Source organism: Streptomyces sp. ID05-39B (assembly GCF_033794725.1).
Classification (GTDB): domain Bacteria; phylum Actinomycetota; class Actinomycetes; order Streptomycetales; family Streptomycetaceae; genus Streptomyces; species Streptomyces bobili.
Genome location: NZ_JARGEF010000124.1, coordinates 1 through 22,663, shown reverse-complemented (window position 1 = coordinate 22,663; position 22,663 = coordinate 1). Strand labels below are relative to the sequence as shown.

Below are 22,663 nucleotides of genomic sequence, written 5' to 3'. Positions count from 1 at the left end.
CCAGCCCTTTTCTCGCCCCCGCCGCCCTTTCCCGTCCCGTCCCTGGGGGCTGCCGCCCCCAGACCCCCGCTGTCGGCGCTTCGCGCCTCGTCCTCAAGCGCCGGACGGGCTGATCAGGCGATGCGCTCCCTTACCACCGGGGACGCCTCGTAGCTCGTGCCCGGCGCCCCGATGTCGTACGAGCCCTCCACCGATTCCAGGGCGTAGGCGAAGCGCTCGGGGGTGTCGGTGTGGAGGGTCAGGAGGGGCTGGCCCTCGGTGATCGTGTCGCCGGGCTTGGCGTGGAGTTCGATGCCGGCTCCCGCCTGGACCGGGTCCTCCTTGCGGGCGCGGCCGGCGCCCAGACGCCAGGCGGCGACTCCGATGCCGTAGGCGTCGAGACGGGTGAGGACGCCGGTGGCCGGGGCCTTGATGACGTGCTGTTCGCGCGCGGTGGGGAGGGGGGCGTTCGGGTCGCCGCCCTGGGCGGTGATCATGCGGCGCCAGGCGTCCATCGCGGAGCCGTCGGCGAGTGCCTTCGCCGGGTCGGCGTCCTTCACTCCGGCCGCGTCCAGCATTTCGCGGGCCAGGGCGAGGGTCAGTTCGACGACGTCGGCCGGGCCGCCGCCGGCGAGGACCTCGACCGACTCGCGGACCTCCAGGGCGTTGCCCGCGGTGAGGCCGAGGGGGGTGGACATGTCGGTGAGGAGGGCGACCGTCTTCACGCCGTGGTCGGTGCCGAGGCCCACCATCGTGGAGGCCAGCTCGCGCGCGTCCTCGATGGTCTTCATGAAGGCGCCGGTGCCGACCTTCACGTCCAGGACCAGGGAGCCCGTTCCCTCGGCGATCTTCTTCGACATGATCGAGGAGGCGATGAGGGGGATCGCCTCGACCGTGCCGGTGACGTCGCGCAGGGCGTAGAGCTTCTTGTCGGCGGGGGCCAGGCCGTCGCCCGCCGCGCAGATCACGGCGCCGGTGGTGTCGAGGACGTGCAGCATCTCCTCGTTGGACAGGAGCGCGCGCCAGCCGGGGATCGACTCCAGCTTGTCCAGGGTGCCGCCGGTGTGGCCGAGACCGCGGCCGGAGAGCTGCGGGACCGCCGCGCCGCAGGCCGCCACCAGGGGCGCCAGCGGAAGGGTGATCTTGTCGCCGACGCCGCCGGTGGAGTGCTTGTCGGCGGTCGGGCGGGACAGGGACGAGAAGTCCATGCGCTCGCCGGAGGCGATCATCGCGGCCGTCCAGCGGGCGATCTCACGCCGGTTCATGCCGTTGAGCAGGATCGCCATGGCGAGCGAGGACATCTGCTCGTCGGCGACCTCGCCACGGGTGTACGCGTCGATGACCCAGTCGATCTGTTCGTCGCTGAGTTCACCGCGGTCCCGCTTGGTGCGGATGACGGAGATGACGTCCATGGCCGTGCCTTTCAAGAAAGTGCGCGGCCCCTCCGCCCGGTTCACGCGAGTCGGAGGGGCCGCACGGGAATCACTTGGTGAGGTGGTCCGGGCCGAAGGCCTGCGGGAGCATCTCGGCGAGCGGGAGGATCCCGGCCGGCGTCTCCAGCAGCAGGTCCGGGCCGCCGAACTCGTACAGCAGCTGACGGCAGCGGCCGCACGGGACGAGGATGTCGCCCCGGCCGTCCACGCAGGTGAAGTGGGTGAGGCGGCCGCCGCCGGTGCGCTGCAGCTCCGAGACCAGACCGCACTCGGCGCACAGGCCGATGCCGTAGGAGGCGTTCTCGACGTTGCAGCCGGAGACGGTACGGCCGTCGTCGACCAGGGCCGCCACGCCGACCGGGTAGTGCGAGTACGGGGCGTACGCGTGGCGCATGGCCTCGCGCGCCAGCTCGCGCAGGGCGTCCCAGTCGACGGTGGCGGCGGCCGGGGTCACTTGCCCTGCCCCTTGTAGTAGGGCAGCCCGTCGGCCTTCGGCATGCGCAGGCGTTGCGCGGAGAGCGACAGCACCAGCAGCGTCACGACGTACGGGGCCGCGGAGACGACCTGGCGCGGAACCTCGTCCACGCTCGTGTACCAGAGGAACATCAGGGCCGAGATCGCCAGGGTGATGACGGCGGAGACGTACTTCTTCTGCCAGGCCAGGTAGGCCGCGCCGAAGACCAGCAGGATCGCCAGCAGCAGGATGAGGGCGTGCACGTTGGTGGTGCCGCCGCGCAGGTTGAGGCTGTCGGTGTAGCCGAACAGGCCCGCGCCGAGGGCGAGGCCGCCCGGCATCCAGTTGCCGAAGATCATCGCGGCGAGGCCGATGTAGCCACGCCCGGCGGTCTGGCCGTCGAGGTACACGTTCGAGGCGACGATCGACAGGAAGGCGCCGCCGAGACCGGCGAAGCCGCCGGAGACGATCACGGCGATGTACTTGTACTTGTAGACGTTGACGCCGAGGGACTCGGCTGCCACCGGGTTCTCGCCGCAGGAGCGCAGCCGCAGGCCGAAGGCGGTCCGCCACAGCACCCACCAGGTGGCGGGTACGAGGGCGACGGCGACGACGGTCAGCGGGGAGAGGTTGGTGACCAGACCGCCGACCAGACCGGCGATGTCGGAGACCAGGAACCAGTGCTTGCCGTTCAGGGTCTCCAGCCAGCTCGACAGCCCGGGGATGTCGAAGGTGCCCAGCGACTCGATCGGCGGGGACTGCTTGGAGGAGCCCTGCGGGGCGTCCTCGAAGGTGAACTTCGACAGGTAGCGGGTGGTGCCCAGGGCCAGGATGTTCAACGCCACGCCGGAGACGATGTGGTTGACCTTGAACGTCACGGTGGCGATGGCGTGCAGGATGCCGCCGAGCGCGCCGCCGATGATGCCGAAGGCGACACCGGTCCACGGGCCCCACTGGTAGCCGGCCCAGGCGCCGAACCAGGTGCCGAGGATCATCATGCCTTCGAGGCCGATGTTGACGACGCCCGCGCGCTCGGCCCACAGACCGCCGAGTCCTGCGAGGCCGATCGGTACGGCCAGGCGCAGCGCGGTGGACATCTGGCCGGTCGAGGTGATGCCGTCCGCGCCGGAGATCAGGCGGACGATCGAGGTGAGGACCAGCACGCCCGCGATGATCAGCAGGAGTACCGGGAGGGACATGCGGCGGCGCTTGCCGGGCTGCTTCGCCTGCGGCTTGGCGATGGTCGCGGTGGACATCAGGCCGCCACCTCCTTGTGGGCGTTGTTGTTGGCGGCGGCGGCCAGCTCGGCGCCGACCATCTTCTGCTGGCGGCGCAGACCCCACTGGCGTACGGCCTCGTAGGAGATGACGACCGCGAAGACGATCAGGCCCTGCATGATCGTGGCGATCTCCTTCTCGTACGCCACCGGGGTGGCGTAGTCGAGGGCGGGGGACGCCTTGTCGAGGAAGGCCCACAGGAGGGCGGCCAGCGCGATGCCGCCGGGGTTGTTGCGGCCGAGGAGGGCGATGCCGATGGCGGTGAAGCCGAGGCCCGCCGGGAAGCTGAGGCTGTAGGTGTGGGCGTCGCCGAGCAGCAGCGGCAGGCCGGAGATGCCGGCGACCCCGCCGGAGATCAGCATCGCGGTGAGCACCATGCGCTTGGCGTTGACGCCGGAGGCCGCGGCGGCGGTCTCGGACTCACCGGTGGCGCGCAGGTCGAAGCCGAAGCGGGTGCGGTTGAGGACGATCCAGTAGCCGATGCCGAGCGCGACGGCGAGGAAGACCAGGCCGTAGATCTCGCCGACGTCCTGGCCCAGGTCGATGCCGGGCACCCAGCCCGACTCCTTCATGACGCCGGTGGTGACGTTGTCGCCGAGCAGGACGCCGAAGTTCTCACGCAGGGTGAGGTAGCCGATGAGGCTGGTCGCGATCGCGTTGAGCATGATCGTCGCGACGACCTCGCTGACGCCCCGGGTGACCTTGAGGATGCCCGCGATGCCCGCCCACATGGCGCCGGTGAGCGCGCCGACCAGGAGGAGCAGCGGGACCTGGAGGAAGGACGGCAGCGACACGTGCGCGCCGACCACGGCGGTCATCATGGCACCGAGGCGGTACTGGCCGTCGACGCCGATGTTGAACAGGTTCATGCGGAAGCCGAGGGCGACCGCGAGGGCGGCGATGTAGTACAGCGAGGCCTGGTTGACGATCAGTACCTGGACGTCGGCGAACCCGGCCTGTTCCAGCATCAGCCGGTACGGCTCGAACGGGTTCTTGCCGGAGGCGATCAGCACGATCGACGTCAGCAGGATCGCCGAGACCAGCGCGATGACCGGGCCGGCCACCGCGAGGAGCAGGCGCTCCTTGTCGAACTTCTTCATCGGGCCTCGTCCTCCGGGGCGGCTTCTTCTTCGACGTGCTCGAGGTGCCCGGACGCGGCGCCGGTCATGGCCGAGCCGAGTTCCTCGGGGGTGACGGTCGCCGGGTCGGCGTCGGCGACCAGCCTGCCGTCGTAGATCACCCGGAGGGTGTCCGACAGGCCGATCAGCTCGTCCAGGTCGGCGGAGATCAGCAGCACCGCGAGGCCCTCGCGACGGGCCTCGCGGATGCGGTCCCAGATCTGGGCCTGCGCGCCGACGTCCACACCGCGGGTGGGGTGGGCGGCGATCAGGAACTTGGGGTTGTGGCTCATCTCGCGGCCGACGATCAGCTTCTGCTGGTTGCCGCCGGAGAGGGAGGCCGCCGTGACGTCGATGCCGGGGGTGCGGACGTCGTACTCCTCGACGATCCGGCGGGTGTCGTCCTGCGCGCCCTTGGGGTTCAGCCAGAAGCCCTTGGCGTTGGGGGCCTCGGTGACGTGGCCGAGGATGCGGTTCTCCCAGAGGGGGGCCTCCAGGAGCAGGCCCTGGCGGTGACGGTCCTCGGGGATGTAGCCGACGCCGGACTCGCGGCGCCTGCGGGTCGGCCAGGGGGTGATGTCCTCGCCGAGGAAGGCGATGGTGCCGGAGTCGGCGTTCTTGGTGCCGATCAGCGCGTCGATCAGCTCGGTCTGGCCGTTGCCCTCGACGCCGGCGATGCCCATGACCTCACCGGCGTGGATGGTGAAGCTGACGTCGTCGAGGACCTTCTTGACCTCGCCGGCCGCCTCGACCAGGGAGCCGGGGCCCACGGGCTCGGCCTCCGGGCCCAGGGAGGCGCCGCCGCTCGCGTGGACCGTGAGGTTCTCGACCTTGAGGACGGGCTGGTCGGTGACCGTCGACTCGGCGGTCTCCGGGGTGGGCAGTTCGCTGCCCACCATCATCTCGGCGAGCTGGCGGGGGGTCGTCTCGGCGGGGACGGCCGTGCCGACCGTCGTGCCGCGCCGGATGACCGTGATCTCGTCGGCGACCGACAGGACCTCACCCAGCTTGTGGGAGATGAAGATGACGGAGAGGCCCTCGGACTTCAGCTCGCGCAGGTTGGCGAAGAGCGCCGCGACCTCCTGCGGGACCAGGACCGCGGTCGGCTCGTCGAGGATCAGGGTGCGGGCGCCGCGGAAGAGGACCTTGAGGATCTCCACGCGCTGGCGGTCGGCGACGCCGAGGTCCTCGACCAGGGCGTCGGGGCGGACGCCGAGGCCGTAGCGGTCGGAGATCTCCTTGATCTTCCGGCGGGCTCCGGCGCCGATGCCGTGCAGCTTCTCGCTGCCGAGCACCACGTTCTCCAGGACGGTCAGGTTGTCCGCGAGCATGAAGTGCTGGTGGACCATGCCGATACCGCGCGTGATGGCGTCGGCGGGGCTGGAGAAGCTCACCTGCTCGCCGTCGACCGCGATGGTGCCCTCGTCCGGCTTCTGCATGCCGTAGAGGATCTTCATCAGGGTGGACTTGCCGGCGCCGTTCTCGCCGACGAGGGCGTGCACGGTGCCCTTGCGGACGCTCAGGTGGATGTCGTGGTTGGCGACGACACCGGGAAACCGCTTGGTGATGCCCGCGAGCTCTACCGCGACTGTCGACGGGGCGGTGAGCGGAGGGCTGCTGGACGCGTCGATGGCGCACTCTCCTCGGGAAAGGGGCCGCTCTACGCGCGTAGCGCCCCTGCTTTAAATAGTGCCCGGACCTGATCGATCTTGACCGACTTCTCGATCAGTCTCGATCCGTTCCGAGCATTCTGCCGCGCGAACGGGGCGCGGGGAGTCATCGTCCCCACACCCCGTTCCGAGGTCGTAACGCTGTCATTACAGCGCTTCTTTGGCCATGCCTTCGACAGGTCTCGACACGTCTCGGCAGTCTCGACGCTCTCGGCAGGCCGCCGGCACGGTCGTCAGGAGGTCTTCACCTTGATGGTGCCGTTCTTGATGCCTTCCTCGGCCTTCTTGACGGCGTCCTGGATCTCCTTGTTGCCGGCGAAGACCGGGTTGGAGTTCGACAGGCTCACGCCGCCGTTGGCGAGGTCACCACGGACCACACCGGTGGCGGGCTTGCCGTCCTCCACCGACTTCGCCAGCGTGTAGACGGCGCCCTCGACGTTCTTCATCGCGGACGTGAGGATCGAGTCCTTGTACGTCTTCAGCGCGTCCTGCTTGTACTGGTCCGAGTCGACGCCGATCGCCCACACCTTGTTGGCGTTGGCGGCCTTGATGACGCCCTGGCCGGAGAGGCCGGCGGCGGCGTAGACCACGTCGGCACCGGCGTCGATCTGGCCCTCGGCGGCGCTCTCACCCTTGTCCGGGCTGGAGAAGCCGCCCTCGGCGGCGGTCTCGGTCAGGTACTGCGACTTGACCGTGACACCCTTCTTGGTGTCCTCGACGCCCTGCTTGTAGCCGGCCTCGAACTTGTGGATCAGGGGGACGTCCACACCGCCGACGAAGCCGACCACGTTGGACTTGGTCGCCTTGGCCGCGGCGACGCCCGCCAGGTAGGAGGCCTGCTCCTCGGAGAAGACGAGGTCGGCCACGTTGTCGGCCTTGGTCTGCTCGTCGTCGACGATGCCGAAGGTGGTCTTCGGGTACTTGGCCGCGGCCTCCTTGACGGCGGGCGCGTAGGCGAAGCCGACGCCGATGACCGGGTTGTAGCCCTGCTTGGCGAGGCTCTCCAGGCGCTGGACCTTGTCGGCGTCGGACTCGCCGTCCTGCGGCTCGACGGCGGTCGACTTGTAGCCGAACTCCTTGTCGGCCTTCTCCAGGCCGGCGGTGGCGGCGTCGTTGAAGGACTGGTCGCCCTTGCCGCCGACGTCGTACGCGAGGGCGAGGCCCAGGTTCTTGTCGTCACCGGAGGAGGACGACGTGGAGGAGCTTCCGCAAGCGGAAACGCTGACTGCGAAGGCTGCGGTAGCAACACCAGCAACCGCGATACGGGACACCCGGCGCATGGAACGAGACTCCTTTGTGCAAGCGCCCATACCAGGCGCTGGTTCCGCCGCAGCGTAACGCGCGTAGACCAGACGGAAAAACCCTTCTGTCCGGTCCGTTATCGAGCTGTGGCCACAGTTTGCGCTCCAGCGTACGGAGGCTGGAGCGCGGCATGCGGGAGGAGGGGGCCGCTGGTCTGCGAGGACGCCCTTAATGGGCGTAGGCGGGGGGCTGAACCGGGCCGGCTCTCGCCACCGTCGCCGCCACCGTCGCCGTCGCCACCGCCGCCACCGCTACCGCTACCGCCACCACTTCCCGTCCCGGCCGGGGCTCCGCCACTGAACCCGCTCGGCAAAAACGCCGGAGGGGCTGGAATTCAGCCCCTCCGGCGTTCGAGGTGAGCGAGGACCCAACAGGTGGGCTACTTCGCGTTGACGGTGATCTTGCCGTCGACGATGTCCTTCTTGGCCTTGTCCACGGCGGCGACGACGTCCGTCATGGCCTTGTACTTCGGGTTGGTGTCGGCGAAGCCGACGCCGTCGTTGGAGAGGCTGCCGCGGACCACGCCGGACAGCGGCTTGCCCTCGTAGACGGACTTGGCCAGGTCGTAGACCGCGCCGCCGACGTTCTTCAGGGCCGAGCCGAGGATGTAGTCCTTGTACGCGGCCAGCGAGGTCTGGGAGTACTGGTCGGAGTCGACGCCGATGGCCCACACCTTCTTGCCGGCGGCCTCGGAGATCACGCCCTGGCCGGAGAGACCGGCCGCGTGGTAGATGACGTCCGCGCCGGCCTCGATCTGGCCGCTGGCCCCCGCCTTGCCCTTGTCGGGGCTGGAGAAGCCGCCCTCCTGGGGCGTCTCGGTGAGGTACTGCGACTCGATCTTGATGGCCGGGTTGACCGACTTGGCGCCCTGAACGTAGCCGGCCTCGAACTTGTGGATGAGCGGGATGTCCACGCCGCCGATGAAGCCGATGTGCGCCTTCTTCGACGCCTTCGCCGCGGCGACGCCGGCCAGGTAGGAGGCCTGCTCCTCGTGGAAGACCATGTCGGCGACGTTCTTCGCCGCCACCTGCTCGTCGTCGATGATGCCGAAGGTGGTGTTCGGGAACTTCGCGGCGACCTCCTTGACGGCCGGCGCGTAGATGTAGCCGACGCCGATCACCGGGTTGTATCCCGACTGGGCGAGCTGGGTCAGGCGCTGGACCTTGTCCGCGTCCGACTCGCCGTCCTGCGGCTCGACGTCGCGGCCACCGATCCCGAACTCCTTGTCGGCCTTCTCGAAACCGGCATACGCGGCGTCGTTGAAGGACTGGTCGCCCTTGCCGCCGATGTCGTACGCCAGGCCGATGCCCTTGCCGGAGTACGTGGCGGACTCCTTGCCGGACTCCTTCTCGCTGGGATTGGAGCTGGTGCTGGACTCGCCGCAGCCGGCCGCCGCGAGGGCCACGACCGCGACGGACGCCGCTGCCTGGATGAACCTGGTCCTTCGAGATATGAGACGCACAGCAAGCACCCTTCATCCCCACGGCGCCGTCACCGGCCCGCGTTCCCCAATGTGGCGCCTCCTGCACGGCTCCCCCAACGGGCCGTTCCAAGGGGCGATTTCGGCGCACAGTAACGCGCGTAGACGGGGAGGGGAACGGGGTTTCTCACGGCCGTTATCGATTCGTGCCGCCCCCGGGTCGCAACCGGGTCCCCCGGGTTACACGCCGGTGACACAAGTGGACGAAGGGGCACCTTTCGGGCACCCCTTCGTCCGGGCCGTCACCGGCGCCGCGCGCTCACACCGTGCGCGTCGTCGCGTCCAGCAGCGCGGCCGCCGTGAACAGCTCCACCCCTACGGTGATGGCGTGCTCGTCGGCGTCGAAGTCGCCCTGGTGCAGATCGCGGACCGTGCGCTCGCCCGGCGTGCGGACGCCGAGGCGGGCCATGGCTCCCGGCACCCGCTCCAGGTACCAGGAGAAGTCCTCGCCGCCGAGGCTCTGCTCGGTGGTCTCCACCGCCTCCTCGCCGCGCCGGGCGACCATGGCGTCCCGCAGCAGGCCGGTGACGTCGGTGTCGTTGACGACCGGGGGGACGCCGCGGACGTAGTTGATCTCCGATTTGGCGCGGTGCAGGTTGGCGACCTCGTCGATCGCGGCGACGACGAGGTCGGGCGCCTGCCGCCAGGCCTCGATGTCGAGGCAGCGCACGGTGCCGGACAGCTCGGCGTGCTGCGGGATCACGTTCGGGGCGTGCCCGCAGTCGATCCGGCCCCAGGTCACGGCGAGGCCGGCCCGGGTGTCGACGCGCCGGCCGACCAGCGCGGGCACGTCGACGACGACGCGGGCGGCGGCGGTGACCAGGTCGGTCGTCAGGTGCGGGCGGGCGGTGTGGCCGCCGGGCCCGCCCAGGGAGATCTCCAGGCGGTCGCAGGCGGAGGTGATGGCACCCTCGCGCAGACCGATCAGACCGGCGTCCACGCGCGGGTCGCAGTGCACGGCGATGATCCGGCCGACGCCCTCCAGGACGCCGTCCTCGATGGCGTCGGCGGCGCCGCCGGGCAGCACCTCCTCGGCGGGCTGGAAGATCAGCCGCACCGGGCGCGGGAGCCGGCCCTCCCGGTGCAGGTCGGCGAGGACGAGACCGGCCCCCAGGACGACGGCGGTGTGCACGTCGTGACCGCAGGCGTGGGCGCGGTCGGGGACGGTGGAGCGGTAGGCGCAGTCGGCCTTGGTGTCCGGGATCGGCAGCGCGTCGATGTCGGCACGCATCGCAAGGACGGGTGTGCCGTCGGCCCAGTCGCCGATGTCGCAGATGAGCCCGGTGCCGCCGGCGAGTACGCGGGGCTTGAGGCCCGCCTTCTCCAGGCGCTCCTTGATCGCCGCCGTCGTACGGAACTCCTGGTTGCCCAGCTCAGGGTGCATGTGCATGTCGCGGCGGAAGGCGACGAGCTCGGCGCGCAGGGCCTCCGGCAAAGTGCCGGGAAGCGCGGCTTCCCTTGAAGGATCGGCCTCGGACTCTCGGGACATCAGTTGCTTCACCCTTTGAAGGGTAGGACGCCGGGGTGGTCGGCTGACCCACGATCAACAAAACTTCAACCTGTTAGGGGAAGAAAAGTTGGCCGCGCGGCGCATGGCTGGTGTTCGGGCTGGGTAAACTCGGCTGTTTTCGGGCCGAGTCGATCATGGCTTGCCGGCCCGTCCCTCAATCTTCCTCCTTCACGGTTACCACGGCTCACTCGAGGCACGCGCGACTGTCCATGGAGCGGGACCGGGCGGGAGCGGACACCGGCGCTTCACGGATTCGCCTGCCGAGCGGCGGGGCCCGTCACTAGAGTCCGGTCACGTGAGCCAACCGAACACCAGCCCGTCCCCGGCCGACGCCGATCCCGGCTTCGTCCGGGACACCCGTGCCGCGTACGACGCCATCGCCGAGGAGTACGCCCGTGAGTTCCCCGACGGGCTCGGGGAACGGGTCATGGACCGGGCGCTGATCTCCGGGTTCGCGGAGCTGGTGCGGGCCAGAGGCGAGGAGCCGGTGGCGGACGTGGGCAGCGGGCCCGGCAACGTCACCGCGCTGCTGCACCGGCTCGGGGTGCCCGCCTTCGGCGTCGACGTCTCACCCCGCATGGTGACCCTCGCCCGCCGGGCGCACCCCGGGCTGCGCTTCCACGTCGGGTCGATGGACGCCCTGGACCTGCCCGACCGCACGCTGGGCGGGCTGCTCGCCCTGTTCTCGGTGATCCACGTGCCGGACACGCACCTGCCCGCGGTGTTCGCGGAGTTCCGGCGCGTCCTCGTACCCGGCGGGTACCTGCTGCTCTGCTTCCAGACCGGGACCGGCGAGCGGCAGCACGTCGCGGAGCGGTTCGGCCACGAGATCACGCTCGACTACTACTGGCGCACGCCGGAATCCGTCGCCGGCCACCTCACCGAGGCGGGCCTCGACGTCCAGGCCCGCGTGGTCCTGGAGCCGGAGGGCGGCGCGACCCGGCCCCGGGCATTTCTGCTGGCGCGCAGTCCGGGGTAGTGGAGTGGCCGGGGCAGCTGTCCCGGTTTCGCGACCGTCGCAGCCGTCACCGGCCACCCACAGGGCGGCCCGGCGCTCGGGGACGGGAATGTGCCGCCGCATGAGCGGCCGTGCGGTTTGCAGGGCCATGCCGGCGTCGCCGAAGGAGACGGCCGCGCTGACCTCGTGCAGGGCGACGTTGGTGGGGCTGAAGTTCGCCCAGGCGTCCGGCCGGTCGAAGGCGACGTAGCGGGCCACTTCCTTGGCCTCGTTGAGGAAGTCCCGCGTGGTGGCGCGTACGCGGCGAGTGACGCAGCGTAGCAGCGGGATGACGTCAGGGAGGGCGCATCTCAGGCGGCAGCCATGCGCTCGCGTACGGCCCTGAAGCGTGGCGAAAACCATGTCCCATCGACGCCGCCCGCCGTTAGGGTCAAGGTCATGACCGCAGGGGAGCGCGTTGTCGTTGTCGGGGCTGGCGTAGCAGGTCTGACCACCGCCGTCGTTCTTGCCGAGGCCCGGGCATCGGTGCACGTGATCGCCGAGCAGGTGCCTGGCGTCACGCCGCTTCTGTAGCGTCGAGCCCATGATCGTATGGCTTAACGGCACTCACGGCGCAGGCAAGACGACGACCGGTGCACTCGTGCAGCAGCTGATTCCGGATTCACGGGTGTTCGACGCCGAGAAGGTCGGCGAGACACTCATGGACATCACGCCAGGGCTGCCAGAGACGGACAACTTTCAGCACTGGCCGCCGTGGCGGCCGCTCGTCGTCGAGACCGCCCGACGCGTACTCGACTACACCAGTGGCACTCTGGTGATGCCCATGACTGTTCTGGTCGAGCAGTACTGGCGCGAGATCAGCTCCGGCCTTGCCCAGCATGGCATTCCGGTCCGGCACTTCGTCCTCCATGCCGACCAGGACACCCTCCTCGGGCGGATCGCGGGCGACACCGTTCTTGGCCCCAACTCTCCGTTTCGCCTCGCATACCTTGAGCCCTACGCTGAGGCGGCTCGGACATGGCTGCACGGCGAGGCCGAGGTCGTTGACACCACGCACCTCACGCCTGCCCAGGCAGCTCTACAGATCGCGGAGGCCGTCAAGAGGTGAGGCTTCAGCTGCGGTCGGCGCGATGTGGGGCCCGTATCTGGTCGAGCCGAATGGAGAAGGTCGACCGCTGGGGACAGCGGTCGCTGGAGATTTTCCGGAAGCTGGCCGAGGACCCGGCCACGGGCGTCCGAATCGACGGCGAAGGCGACCTGGATCCCGACGGCAAGGCGGCCTCCCGCATCCTCGCGCGGTGCGCCGCGATCGAGCCCCGCCTCAGCCAGGCCCGTGTACTGGAACACCGGATCGGCGCCCGGCCGACCGAGCCACGGCCGCGTAGAGGCGGAGCGGCGGCAGGACGGCTCGGTGGTCGTGCACAACCACGGCACGGTGGTGCCGGCGTCACGCTGTCGTGGGGGTGCGCCGAGGAGATTCGGCGGGTCAGGCCGTCGTGACCGTGGCCAGGCGGTCGATGCCGCGGGCTGTTTCGGTGACGTCGGTGAGGAAGCCCCGGGCTCGGGGGGAGGCGGTCCGGGTGAGCCAGGCCGGGTCGATGTCGCAGACCGCGACGCGGACCTCCGTGCCGGTGAGGGCCAGGGGGAGGGTGTGGACCACCGTGGAGGGGAAGCTCAGGACGGTTCTGCCGATAGGGCCTCTGCGGGCGATGAGTTCGAGGGGGAGGTCGGGGCGGACGACCTCCAGGCCCGTCTCGACGGCGAGGCGGTGGAGTTTCTCGGCGCTCTCGCGGCGGTGGGCGAAGTAGCGGGTGGCGCCGTGGGCCTTGGCGAGGACGCCGACGGCGTGCACGTAGCGGTCGCCGTCGACGACGCCGGTCTCGACGAGGGACGTACCGACCACGTCGGCGCCCTTCGTCACGCGGGGCGGGCCGAAGCGCTCGCGGGTCCAGGCGAAGGTGTTGGCGGTGACGGAGACGCCGGCCGGGGCGTCCTCGATCGGCATGGAGGTGAAGACCTCCACGCGGCGGGCCGGGCCGGGGGTGAGGCGGCGGCGGGCCACGCCGGACACCGGTGCGAACAGCAGGTCGCGAGGGCCCTGCCGGCCGCCCTTGCGGTGCCAGCGCACCAGGCGTTCGCCTCGGGCGAGCTGGCCGACGAACTCCATGGTGGCGGTGCCGTCGTCGACGACGACCAGGTCGTCGGCGCGGGTGATGGTCAGCAGCAGCTGGACGTAACGGGAGAAGGGGTCTCCCATGACGATCCGGTCGGCCCGGCGCAGCTCGCGGGTCAGGCCGCCGATGGTGCGGAAGGGGGCCGCGGGGCCGCCGCGGGCCTCCTCCCAGCGGACCTGGTGGCCGTCGTGGCGGGCCAGTTCGGCCATGCGGCGCAGCTGGCCGCGGGTCATCGGGTCGGTCGGGGACAGGACGACGAGGGTGAACCCCGCGCCGGGCGCCTCCCGGGGACGGGGTCTCCGGGAGTGGGCCCACTCCAGGACGTTCAGGAGCTGTACCGGGCTCTCGACGAACGCGAGGGTGTGGGGGGTGGTGGTGCCGGGTGTCCCGGCGCGAAGGCTCATCGTCGTACGACCGTCCCGTAGGGCACTGGTAGCGGTGGTCGGAGAGGTTCCGGGTCGGTTCCGGGTCGGTTCCGGGTCAGACGCCGACGGGCTCGCCGGCCGCCGCGGCGATCTCCGCCTCGGCGACGACGCCGGAGACGCGGCGCAGCTTCTTCATCGGGCCCAGCTCCGACTCGTAGACCTTCTTGACGCCGTCGCCGAGGGAGGCCTCGATGGTGCGGATGTCGCGCACGAGGCGGGTGAGTCCCTGCGGCTCGACGGAGGCGGCCTGGTCGGAGCCCCACATGGCGCGGTCGAGGGTGATGTGGCGCTCGACGAAGGTGGCGCCGAGGGCGACCGCGGCGAGGGTGGTCTGCAGGCCCGTCTCGTGGCCGGAGTAGCCGATCGGGACGTTGGGGTACTCGGCCTGGAGGGCGTTGATGACGCGGAGGTTCAGCTCCTGCGCCTTCGCCGGGTACGTCGAAGTGGCGTGGCAGAGCAGGATGTTGTCGCTGCCCAGGACCTCGACGGCGTGGCGGATCTGCTTCGGGGTGGACATGCCGGTGGAGAGGATCACCGTGCGGCCCGTCGAGCGCAGGGCGCGCAGCAGCTCGTCGTCGGTGAGGGAGGCGGAGGCCACCTTGTGGGCGGGGACGTCGAACTTCTCCAGGAAGGCGACGGCCTCGGTGTCCCACGGGGAGGCGAACCAGGCGATCCCCTTCTCCTTGCAGTACTCGTCGATCTGGCGGTACTCGTCCTCGCCGAACTCCACGCGGTGGCGGTAGTCGATGTACGTCATCCGGCCCCAGGGGGTGTCGCGCTCGATGTCCCACTGGTCGCGCGGGGTGCAGATCTGCGGGGTGCGCTTCTGGAACTTCACGGCGTCGCAGCCGGCCTCGGCGGCGGCGTCGATGAGCTTGAAGGCGTTGTCCAGCTCACCGTTGTGGTTGATGCCGATCTCGCCGCAGATGTAGACGGGGTGGCCGGGGCCTGCCGGGCGCGAACCGAACTGGCGGAGGCGGGAGTTGGTGCTCATGAAAGGGGGTTCCTTACTTGGTGAGGGGGTCGGGAGAGTCGAGAGAGGGTCCGAGGATCCAGCCGGCGATCTCCCGGATCGCGCCGTCGCCGCCGGGGAGGACGGTGACCGCGCGGGCGGCGCCGCGTACGACGTCGTGGGCGCTCGCGACCGCCACGGGCCAGCCGACGAGGGCGAAGCACGGGAGGTCGTTGACGTCGTTTCCGACGTAGAGCACGCGCTCCGGCGCGATGCCCTGCTCCTCGCACCACTGCTTGAGTGCGAGGTCCTTGCGGTCGATGCCGTGCAGGACCGGGAGCTTGAGCTTCCGGGCGCGGGCGGCCACCACAGGGTTCTGTTCCGTGGACAGGATCAGCAGCTTCAGTCCGCTCCTGCGCAGGGCGGCGATGCCGAGGCCGTCGCCGCGGTGCACGGAGACGAACTCCCGTCCGTCGGAGTCGATCAGCACCCGGTCGTCGGTCTGGGTGCCGTCGAAGTCGAGGACCACCGCGTCGATGTCGGCGGCGGTCGGGAGCGAACCGGGCCTGTTCGCGTCGAAGAGGGGGGCGAGGGCGCGGGCGCGGGCCAGGTCGTGCGGGTCGTCGATCTCCAGCACCCGGGCGGGGTCGGTGCGCACGAGGTCGGTGCGGCCGAAGAAGCGGTGGCCGTGCTCGCGGAAGCCGGCCGCGTCCATGGCGTAGGCGGCGCCGGTCTCCAGGAGGTCCTGGGGGCGGTCCTGGCGGCGCGGGCGGTACGCCTTGTCGTGGTTGACGCCGAAGCCTCCGGCGGTGCCGACGGTGTTGTTCGTGCCGTCGGTGCTGCCGGTGGTGCCGGTGGTGCCGGTGGTGTCACTGCCGGTGGTGCCGGTGCCGGTAGTGCCGGTGCTGGTGGTGCCTTCGCGCCAGACGAAGCCGTGGAAGGGGGCGACGGTCACGGCCGTGTCGGCGCCGTTCTCGATGACCGCTGCGGCGACGCCGTCGATGTCCTCGCGGGCGATGAACGGGCTGGTGCACTGCACCAGGAGCACCGCGTCGACGGCCGCGCCGTGCAGGGCCTCGTGGGTGTCCATGGCGTGCAGGACGGCGGCCTCGGAGGCGGCGGTGTCCCCGGCGATGGCGGCCGGGCGCAGCACGACCTCGGCGCCTGCCTCTCGGGCGGCTACGGCGATGGACTGGTCGTCGGTGGACACCACGACGTCGGTGACCAGGCGGGTGGCCCGGCACTCCCGCACGGCCCGCGCCACCAGGGGCACGCCGCCGACGGACGCGAGGTTCTTCGCGGGGACGCCCTTGGAGCCGCCGCGCGCGGGGATCACGGCGAGGACGCGACGCACGCCCGCCTGGAGGTTGGACATGGGCTGGACTCCTTGGGAGGACACCGGAGACGGCTGCCGGACGGCCGCCGGAGAAGCGGCCGATGCGGAGACCGCAGGGACCCGGGCGGACACCGGAAGGGCCCGGGCGGACGCCCTGGAGGAGGCCGGTAGCGACGCCGGAGAAGCGGCCGAACCGGACGCCGGAGAAGACACCGGCGCGGAGACCGCAAGGACCTGGGCGGACACCGCAGAGACCCGGTCGGGAACCGCAGGGACCCGGGCGGACGCCCCGGAAGAGGCCGGTACCGACGCCGGGGAAGACGCCGGCGCGGACGCCGCAGGGACCTGGGCGGAGGCCGCAGGGACCCGGGCGGACGCCCCGAAAGAGGCCGGGGCCGGCGCCGGGGGTCTCACAGGTCCCCCATTCGGCGGATGACCGGGGCGACGCGCTGGACTCCGTGGCGGTAGGCGCCGCGGGCTGCCCGGCGGACGATCTGGCGGACCGGTCCGGGGCCGCTGTCCGCGGCCGGGGCGCCGGGCAGCGGGCTGCCGTCGGGGCCGAGGTGGTGGCGGGCGAGGATGCCGGGGAGGTAGCCGGGCGCGGTGGCGGGCGTGTAGTACGGGGTGAGCGGGGGCAGGCCGCCGGGGCGGTCGAGCAGCTCGGCGATGCGTGCGCGCGCCGCGTCGAAGGCCTGTTCGTACGCGCCTCCCCCGGCGGCGACGCCCTGCCGGGCCACCCAGTCCTCGTCGGGGGCGGGCCGGTGCCCGGCGTCGAGCTGGTCCCAGGAGGCGAGGCAGCCGGAGCCGACGAAGTGGTGGTTGCCGAGCGCCTCGCGCACCCCGAGGTCGGTGAGGACCACGGTGGGAATGCCGCGGTGCAGGGATTCGAGGGCGGCGGTGGAGCTGACCGTGACCATGAGGTCGGTGCGGTCGAGGACCTCGCCCATGTTGCCGTACACGAGACGGAGGTTGGCGGGAGGGTCGAGCCGCTGGGCCAGCTTCTGGTACGGCAACTCCTCGATGTGGGTGGTGTGTTCGCCGGGCTTGGAGCGCAGCTTGAGCAGCACCTCGCGCTCGGGGTGCAACCGGGCGTGCCGCACGAGGCGTTCGAGCAGGTAGGTGCGGTCCTTGCGGTTCTCCGGCACGGAGGGCTGGGCGGCGAAGACCACGGTGTACGGCTCGTGCTCACCGGTGTAGGGGGCGCCGCCGAGGAACGGCAGGGCGACCTCGGTCACCGAGGAGGCGTCGGCGCCGACACCGTCGTACACGGCGCGGAAACGCTCCGCGTCCTGGCGGGAGTTGGCGAGGACGAGGTCGGCGCCGTGCCGCAGCAGCAGACCGTCGGCGAGCTTCTCGTAGACGACTCCGACATAGCCGGTGACGACGACGGGCCGCTCACCGCCGTCCTCCCAGATCCGCTTGAGGCCGTGCAGGATGGCCTGGACGCCGCCGCCGACCAGCGCGAGGACGAGGACGTCGTACTTTTCGCTCGCCATGGAGCGAAGGAACTCGGCGGCCGTCACCTCGCGCAGCGAGTCGGCGTGCACGCCGACTTCGGCGAGCTGACGGGGCGTGGGGGTGGCGCGGCCGCGCAGGAGGTAGCCGTCGAGAACGGGGGCGGCTTGCGCGTCGCCGTCCGCTCCGGTTTCCATGGGCGGGCCGGGCTGCCCGCCCGGGGCGATCCGGCCCGCGGTCGACGCACCCCATTTCCAGCGGGTGTCGGAGTCCGCGAGTACGGCGATCCGCGGGGGTTTCGAAGTACGTGGTGGCACGTCGAAGACGCTAGGAAGCAAAACCCGGGCTTTGCCCAACCGCGACTCAACGGAAAGTTAACAGCGCGCCACCGCTTTCCGAACCGGCTCGTCAACTCCCCGGAAATACGCGTGATGCACGAATCCGACACATCGAGTTCATTGCCCGTACCCTTACCGGATATTTTCGCTGCCGGGCACGCTCCTAGGATTTGCGCGTGCCCAAGCTTTCCGTGATCGTGCCGTTCTACAACGTCCAGCAATACGCCCCGGACACCCTCAGAAGCCTGCAGCTGAACGCCCGCCCGGACTTCGAGTTCGTGCTGGTCGACGACCGTTCGAAGGACGATACGCCCGCCATTCTCGAACGGGCGGCCGAAGAACTGTCGAAGGTCGCGTCGGTGCGTCTGATCCGTCATGAGGAGAACGGAGGGCTCGCCACCGCACGCAATACCGGACTGGATGCCGCGCAGGGCGAGTACCTGACGTTCCTGGACGGTGACGACTGGCTCGCGCGCGGCTATCTGACCGATCTGGTCACCGCGATCGAGGAACTGGGCTGCGACTTCGTGCGCGTCGACCATGTGCAGGCGACCGCGCGCGCCCGCACGCTGGTCCGGCATCCGCACGGGCTGCGCGGGGAGGTGCGCAGCCCGCGCGACGCGATCCTGCCCGCGGACCGCTCGACGTCCGTGGACTACCCGTACGCCTGGGCCGGCGCCTATCACCGCCGGCTCGCCGACCGCGGGCTGCTGCACTTCACCCACGGTCTGCGCACCGCCGAGGACCGGCCGTGGATCTGGAAGCTGCACCGGGAGGCGGAGTCGTTCGCCGTGCTGAACCTGCTCGGCGTCTTCTACCGGCGCGGGGTCGCCTCCTCCCTCACCCAGATCGGCGACGCCCGCCGGCTGGACTTCATCCGGGCGTTCGACCAGGTCATCGAGGAGACGGCGCGGGACCGCGAGGCCGACCGGCTGCTCCCCAAGGCGGTGCGCACGTACTGCGCGATCATCGCCCACCACCTCGGCGAGACCGGGAAGTTCGAGCCGCGGGTGGCCCGGCAGCTGCGTGCCATGAGCGCGGCGGCCATCAGGCGCATGCCGCAGGAGCTGCTCGGCGAGGTCCTGGACACGATGGACCTGGAGCGCTCGTCGACGCTGCGCCGGCTGCGCCGCAGGATCACCTCTTCGAAGACCGGCACCCCGAAGGCGGCCGCCTGATGCCTCGCACGACTCAGATCTTCTGTGCCTCCACGCTGTACGGCGCCGCCACCCTGGCCGCCGCGCTGGACGCCGGCTGCTTCCCGGCGGCGGACCGCCGGCTGCTGCTGGTGTGCAACAACACGACGACGCCGGAGACCACCCCGGCCGTCGACGAGATGCCGGGCTTCGCCCCGTTGCGCGACCGCTTCGACGCGGTGCTGTCCTGGAACGAGGCCATCAGCCCCTTCCACCCGGGCGCCTGGGCACCGCGCGCCGACGACGCGCCGCTCCTGGAGCGCCATCTGCGGATGCTGTGGGGACTGGGCGAGGACCGGGTCGAGATCGTCGTGGAGTCGATCCAGGTCAACCCGGCGCTGGCGATCGCGCAGGTGTTCCCCGGAGCGCCCGTCGAGGTCTATGCCGACGGGCTGATGAGCTACGGGCCGACCCGCAACAGGATCGACCCGCTGATCGGCACCAGGGTGCGCCGGCTGCTCCATCTGGACCTGGTGCCGGGGCTGGTGCCGCTGTTGCTCACCGAGTTCGGGGTGCCCGCGCGGACCGTGCCGGCGAGCGGCTTCCTCAAGGTCCTCGGGGAGATCGGCGAGGCGGTGGAGGAACTGCCCGCGCTGCCCGACGACTCCGCGCTGCTGCTGGGTCAGTACCTGTCCGCGCTCGGCATCCTCACCGTGGAGGAGGAAGAGGACCTGCATGTGCGGATGATGCGGGGGGCGGTCGCCCGTGGGCACCGGGCCGTGGTCTTCAAGCCGCACCCGACCGCGCCGGCCCGCTACAGCCGGATCCTGGAGGCGGAGGCCGCGAAGCTGGGCGTCGACCTCACGGTGCTGGAGACGCCGGTCCTGGCCGAGGTGCTGTTCGCCGCGGCGCGGCCCGCGCTGGTGGTGGGCTGCTTCTCCACCGCCCTGTTCACCGCGTCGGCGTTCTACGACCTGCCGGTCGCCCGGATCGGCACCGAGCGGCTGATGGACCGGCTCACCCCGTACCAGAACAGCAACCGGGTGCCCGCCCTGCTCGCGGACGCGCTGCTGCCGGACCTGGAGGACGGCGAGGGCGAGACGCGCATCCCGCCGGAATCGCTCACCGACCTGGTCAGGACCGTCGGCTATGTGATGCAGGCGCAGATCCACCCGAGCCTGCGCCCGGTCGCCGAGGAGTATCTGCGCACCTGTCTCGGGCCGCGCACCAAGCGGTACTTCAAGCGCCGGCGGCTCACCGCGCTGGGTCTGCCGGGCGGTATCCCGGAGCGGCTGTCGTTCCTTCCGCGCAATTCCACCGCGCGCCGGGTGGTGCGGCGGGCGAGGGCGATGCGCAGGGCGGTGCGGCGGGCGTAGGCGACGCGTGCCCCTGGCGTACGAGTTCACGCCGAGCGGGTGCGGATGGTGCGGGCCCGTGCGCAGGGGGTCGTACGGCCGGGGGCTGTTGCTCGTGCGGCCGGACGGTTACGTGGGCCGGGGTGGTGGCCAGGCAGCCGGACCCACCGGCTGCCTGGGCCGCTTCGGCACGGTTCAGAACGCGTCGCTGGGCACGTAGGTGCCCCAGATCTCGCGCAGGGCGTTGCAGACCTCGCCGACCGTCGCGCGGGCCCGGAGGGCGTCCTTCATCGGGTAGAGGACGTTGTCCTCGCCCTCGGCGGCCTTCTTCAGCTCGGCGAGGGCCGCGTCCACGGCCGACTGGTCGCGCTCGGCGCGCAGCTTCGCGAGGCGGGCCGCCTGCTGGGCCTCGATCGCCGGGTCCACCCGGAGCGGCTCGTACGGCTCCTCCGCGTCGAGCTGGTAGCGGTTGACGCCGACCACGACCCGCTCACCGGAGTCGGTCTCCTGGGCGATGCGGTACGCGCTGCGCTCGATCTCGCCCTTCTGGAAACCGTGCTCGATCGCGGAGACCGCGCCCCCGAGATCCTCGACCTTCGTCATCAGCTCCAGCGCGGCGGCCTCGACGTCGTCGGTCATCTTCTCGATGACGTACGAGCCGGCGAAGGGGTCGACGGTCGCCGTCACGTCCGTCTCGTAGGCGAGGACCTGCTGCGTGCGCAGCGCGAGCCGGGCCGACTTGTCGGTGGGGAGCGCGATCGCCTCGTCGAAGGAGTTGGTGTGCAGGGACTGGGTGCCGCCGAGGACGGCCGCCAGACCCTGGACGGCGACCCTGACCAGGTTCACCTCGGGCTGCTGGGCGGTCAGCTGCACGCCCGCGGTCTGCGTGTGGAACCGCAGCATCAGCGACTTGGGGTTCTTCGCGCCGAACTCGTCCCGCATCACGCGCGCCCAGATGCGGCGCGCGGCACGGAACTTGGCGACCTCCTCCAGGATCGTCGTACGGGCGACGAAGAAGAAGGACAGGCGGGGGGCGAAGTCGTCCACGTCCATGCCTGCCGCGACGGCCGTGCGCACGTACTCGATGCCGTCGGCGAGGGTGAACGCGATCTCCTGCGCGGGCGAGGCTCCCGCCTCCGCCATGTGGTAGCCGGAGATCGAGATCGTGTTCCACTTCGGGATCTCGGCCTTGCAGTACTTGAAGATGTCGGCGATCAGCCGCAGGGAGGGCTTCGGCGGGAAGATGTACGTCCCGCGCGCGATGTACTCCTTGAGCACGTCGTTCTGGATCGTGCCGGTGAGCTGGGCGGCGGTGACACCCTGCTCCTCTCCGACCAGCTGGTACATGAGCAGCAGCAGGGCCGCCGGCGCGTTGATCGTCATCGACGTGGACACCTTGTCCAGCGGGATCCCGCCGAACAGCACCCGCATGTCGTCGATGGAGTCGATGGCGACACCGACCTTGCCGACCTCGCCCGAGGAGATCGGCGCGTCGGAGTCGTGGCCCATCTGGGTCGGCAGGTCGAAGGCGACCGACAGGCCCATGGTGCCGTTGGCGATGAGCTGCTTGTAGCGGGCGTTCGACTCCGTCGCCGTGCCGAAACCGGCGTACTGGCGCATGGTCCACGGCCGGCCGGTGTACATCGACGGGTACACGCCCCGCGTGTAGGGATAGGCTCCCGGCTCGCCCAGCTTCTCCGCCGGGTCCCAGCCCTCCAGAGCGTCCGGTCCGTAGACCGGTTCGATGGGCAGTCCGGACTCAGACTCGCGCGCCATGGTGTGTTGCCTCCCGCTCAGGATTGATCGCCGGTCACCGGCTGGGCGGTCCGACCTTCGACGGACTGTAGCGGTGCGCCTCCACCCGGTGGAGGGGAGCACGCTGGGACCTTGCTCACAGACTCGGTGCGGTCCCCGTCACCACCATGCCGGGCGGTTCGCGTGGCGTCATCCGCGGGGAGTATCCGGGATGAGACAGTGCGCCGGTGAGACGACGGGGGTCACGCGTGCGTATGACGGGCATGAGCAGCGGAACGGCCGGGCGCGCAACCCTCGCCGCGCGAAGAGCACGAGCCGTGCGGAGATCGCGGGCCGCACGGAGATCGCTCGCCGTACGGAGATCGCTCGCCGTGCTGGCCGGCGCGGCGGCACTGGTCACGGTGTGCGGCTGCACGACGGGGACGACCGCCGCGGACGGCGGCGCGGCCGGCCCGCCCGCGCACGCGGGCGCCGGCCCCACGGCCCCCGGCGGTCCCGCCGACGGCAAGGCGGCGAGTACGGCGCCCGCGCGTCCGGCGGAGGCCGGCACCCCTTT

Annotated in this window: 17 protein-coding genes and 4 pseudogenes; 7 read left to right on the top strand and 14 right to left on the bottom strand. The window is 70.9% G+C overall.

Translation table 11 applies throughout. The features are described from left to right. Positions 1-113: 113 nt before the first annotated feature. From P1P75_RS24510 to P1P75_RS24475, 8 genes are all read right to left on the bottom strand, one after another. Positions 114-1,391, bottom strand: a complete 1,278-nt coding sequence (locus P1P75_RS24510; RefSeq protein ID WP_319258844.1) for a thymidine phosphorylase — start codon at positions 1,389-1,391, stop codon at positions 114-116. 70 nt (positions 1,392-1,461) lie between these two features. Beyond that, positions 1,462-1,866, bottom strand: a complete 405-nt coding sequence (locus P1P75_RS24505; RefSeq protein ID WP_319258842.1) for a cytidine deaminase — start codon at positions 1,864-1,866, stop codon at positions 1,462-1,464. Continuing rightward, positions 1,863-3,122, bottom strand: a complete 1,260-nt coding sequence (locus P1P75_RS24500) for an ABC transporter permease (RefSeq protein ID WP_319258840.1) — start codon at positions 3,120-3,122, stop codon at positions 1,863-1,865. The genes P1P75_RS24505 and P1P75_RS24500 overlap by 4 nt, the downstream gene beginning before the upstream one ends. Beyond that, complete coding sequence (locus tag P1P75_RS24495; protein WP_319258838.1) at positions 3,122-4,243, bottom strand: ABC transporter permease; 1,122 nt, start codon at positions 4,241-4,243, stop codon at positions 3,122-3,124. Before P1P75_RS24495 ends, P1P75_RS24500 begins: the two co-directional genes overlap by 1 nt. Continuing rightward, entirely contained in the window at positions 4,240-5,892 is a 1,653-nt protein-coding gene (locus P1P75_RS24490) for an ABC transporter ATP-binding protein (protein WP_319258850.1), read from the bottom strand. Before P1P75_RS24490 ends, P1P75_RS24495 begins: the two co-directional genes overlap by 4 nt. Before the next feature lie 272 nt (positions 5,893-6,164). Beyond that, entirely contained in the window at positions 6,165-7,211 is a 1,047-nt protein-coding gene (locus P1P75_RS24485; protein ID WP_319258836.1) for a BMP family ABC transporter substrate-binding protein, read from the bottom strand. 401 nt (positions 7,212-7,612) lie between these two features. Next, positions 7,613-8,686, bottom strand: coding sequence for a BMP family ABC transporter substrate-binding protein (locus P1P75_RS24480; protein WP_319258848.1), 1,074 nt, complete (start codon positions 8,684-8,686; stop codon positions 7,613-7,615). Between the two features lie 286 nt (positions 8,687-8,972). Beyond that, positions 8,973-10,202: a M20 family metallopeptidase gene (locus P1P75_RS24475; RefSeq protein WP_319258846.1), complete on the bottom strand. Its 1,230-nt coding sequence runs from the start codon at positions 10,200-10,202 to the stop codon at positions 8,973-8,975. Positions 10,203-10,518: 316 nt separating this feature from the next. Between P1P75_RS24475 and P1P75_RS24470 the strand changes: the two genes are divergently transcribed. Next, the gene (locus P1P75_RS24470) at positions 10,519-11,202 is read left to right on the top strand and encodes a class I SAM-dependent methyltransferase (protein ID WP_319258834.1); all 684 of its coding nucleotides are present in this window, start codon (positions 10,519-10,521) and stop codon (positions 11,200-11,202) included. A gap of 54 nt (positions 11,203-11,256) precedes the next feature. On the opposite strand, the pseudogene P1P75_RS24465 reads toward P1P75_RS24470, so the two are convergent. Then, positions 11,257-11,472 (bottom strand): annotated as a pseudogene (locus P1P75_RS24465) (transcriptional regulator); the annotation flags it as partial. A 147-nt stretch (positions 11,473-11,619) separates the two neighbouring features. Here P1P75_RS24465 and P1P75_RS24460 point away from each other — a divergent pair. The 3 genes and pseudogenes from P1P75_RS24460 to P1P75_RS24450 all read left to right on the top strand — a co-directional run. After that, positions 11,620-11,748, top strand: a pseudogene (locus P1P75_RS24460) (NAD(P)-dependent oxidoreductase); the annotation flags it as partial. Positions 11,749-11,764: 16 nt separating this feature from the next. Next, positions 11,765-12,289, top strand: coding sequence for an ATP-binding protein (locus P1P75_RS24455; RefSeq protein WP_319258833.1), 525 nt, complete (start codon positions 11,765-11,767; stop codon positions 12,287-12,289). A gap of 4 nt (positions 12,290-12,293) precedes the next feature. Next, positions 12,294-12,681, top strand: a pseudogene (locus tag P1P75_RS24450) (FAD-dependent oxidoreductase); the annotation flags it as partial. Here P1P75_RS24450 and P1P75_RS24445 read toward each other — a convergent pair. The 4 genes from P1P75_RS24445 to P1P75_RS24430 all read right to left on the bottom strand — a co-directional run bounded on the left by P1P75_RS24445 (position 12,668) and on the right by P1P75_RS24430 (position 17,840). Then, positions 12,668-13,759, bottom strand: coding sequence for a hypothetical protein (locus P1P75_RS24445; protein ID WP_319258831.1), 1,092 nt, complete (start codon positions 13,757-13,759; stop codon positions 12,668-12,670). The pseudogene P1P75_RS24450 and the gene P1P75_RS24445 sit on opposite strands and share 14 nt — an antisense overlap. Positions 13,760-13,835: 76 nt before the next feature. Next, positions 13,836-14,774 carry an N-acetylneuraminate synthase family protein gene (locus P1P75_RS24440; RefSeq protein WP_319258829.1) on the bottom strand — a complete coding sequence of 313 codons (939 nt, stop codon included), beginning with the start codon at positions 14,772-14,774 and terminating at the stop codon, positions 13,836-13,838. 13 nt (positions 14,775-14,787) lie between these two features. Further along, entirely contained in the window at positions 14,788-16,107 is a 1,320-nt protein-coding gene (locus tag P1P75_RS24435) for an N-acylneuraminate cytidylyltransferase (RefSeq protein WP_319258827.1), read from the bottom strand. Between the two features lie 371 nt (positions 16,108-16,478). After that, a complete protein-coding gene (locus P1P75_RS24430; protein WP_319258825.1) occupies positions 16,479-17,840 on the bottom strand; it encodes a DUF6716 putative glycosyltransferase in 1,362 nt (453 codons plus the stop codon). 197 nt (positions 17,841-18,037) lie between these two features. Between P1P75_RS24430 and P1P75_RS24425 the strand changes: the two genes are divergently transcribed. Together P1P75_RS24425 and P1P75_RS24420 are read left to right on the top strand one after the other, a co-directional pair. Next, a complete protein-coding gene (locus P1P75_RS24425) occupies positions 18,038-19,039 on the top strand; it encodes a glycosyltransferase family 2 protein (RefSeq protein WP_319258823.1) in 1,002 nt (333 codons plus the stop codon). Continuing rightward, positions 19,039-20,373 (top strand): polysialyltransferase family glycosyltransferase, encoded by a 1,335-nt coding sequence (locus P1P75_RS24420; protein WP_319258821.1) that lies wholly within the window; start codon positions 19,039-19,041, stop codon positions 20,371-20,373. The genes P1P75_RS24425 and P1P75_RS24420 overlap by 1 nt, the downstream gene beginning before the upstream one ends. A gap of 174 nt (positions 20,374-20,547) precedes the next feature. On the opposite strand, the gene P1P75_RS24415 is transcribed toward P1P75_RS24420, so the two are convergent. Further along, positions 20,548-22,128 carry a methylmalonyl-CoA mutase family protein gene (locus P1P75_RS24415; protein ID WP_319178320.1) on the bottom strand — a complete coding sequence of 527 codons (1,581 nt, stop codon included), beginning with the start codon at positions 22,126-22,128 and terminating at the stop codon, positions 20,548-20,550. Between the two features lie 296 nt (positions 22,129-22,424). Between P1P75_RS24415 and P1P75_RS24410 the strand changes: the two are divergent. Continuing rightward, a pseudogene (locus tag P1P75_RS24410) lies at positions 22,425-22,663 on the top strand (DUF4349 domain-containing protein); the annotation flags it as partial.

What these genes read in the sequence shown, in the direction of transcription:
- P1P75_RS24510 (WP_319258844.1), bottom strand. Translation starts at nt 1,391, where the DNA reads ATGGACGTCATCTCCGTCATCCGCACCAAGCGGGACCGCGGTGAACTC.
- P1P75_RS24500 (WP_319258840.1), bottom strand. Translation starts at nt 3,122, where the DNA reads ATGTCCACCGCGACCATCGCCAAGCCGCAGGCGAAGCAGCCCGGCAAG.
- P1P75_RS24495 (WP_319258838.1), bottom strand. Translation starts at nt 4,243, where the DNA reads ATGAAGAAGTTCGACAAGGAGCGCCTGCTCCTCGCGGTGGCCGGCCCG.
- P1P75_RS24485 (WP_319258836.1), bottom strand. Translation starts at nt 7,211, where the DNA reads ATGCGCCGGGTGTCCCGTATCGCGGTTGCTGGTGTTGCTACCGCAGCC.
- P1P75_RS24475 (WP_319258846.1), bottom strand. Translation starts at nt 10,202, where the DNA reads ATGTCCCGAGAGTCCGAGGCCGATCCTTCAAGGGAAGCCGCGCTTCCC.
- P1P75_RS24455 (WP_319258833.1), top strand. Translation starts at nt 11,765, where the DNA reads ATGATCGTATGGCTTAACGGCACTCACGGCGCAGGCAAGACGACGACC.
- P1P75_RS24445 (WP_319258831.1), bottom strand. Translation starts at nt 13,759, where the DNA reads ATGAGCCTTCGCGCCGGGACACCCGGCACCACCACCCCCCACACCCTC.
- P1P75_RS24440 (WP_319258829.1), bottom strand. Translation starts at nt 14,774, where the DNA reads ATGAGCACCAACTCCCGCCTCCGCCAGTTCGGTTCGCGCCCGGCAGGC.
- P1P75_RS24435 (WP_319258827.1), bottom strand. Translation starts at nt 16,107, where the DNA reads ATGTCCAACCTCCAGGCGGGCGTGCGTCGCGTCCTCGCCGTGATCCCC.
- P1P75_RS24420 (WP_319258821.1), top strand. Translation starts at nt 19,039, where the DNA reads ATGCCTCGCACGACTCAGATCTTCTGTGCCTCCACGCTGTACGGCGCC.
- P1P75_RS24415 (WP_319178320.1), bottom strand. Translation starts at nt 22,128, where the DNA reads ATGGCGCGCGAGTCTGAGTCCGGACTGCCCATCGAACCGGTCTACGGA.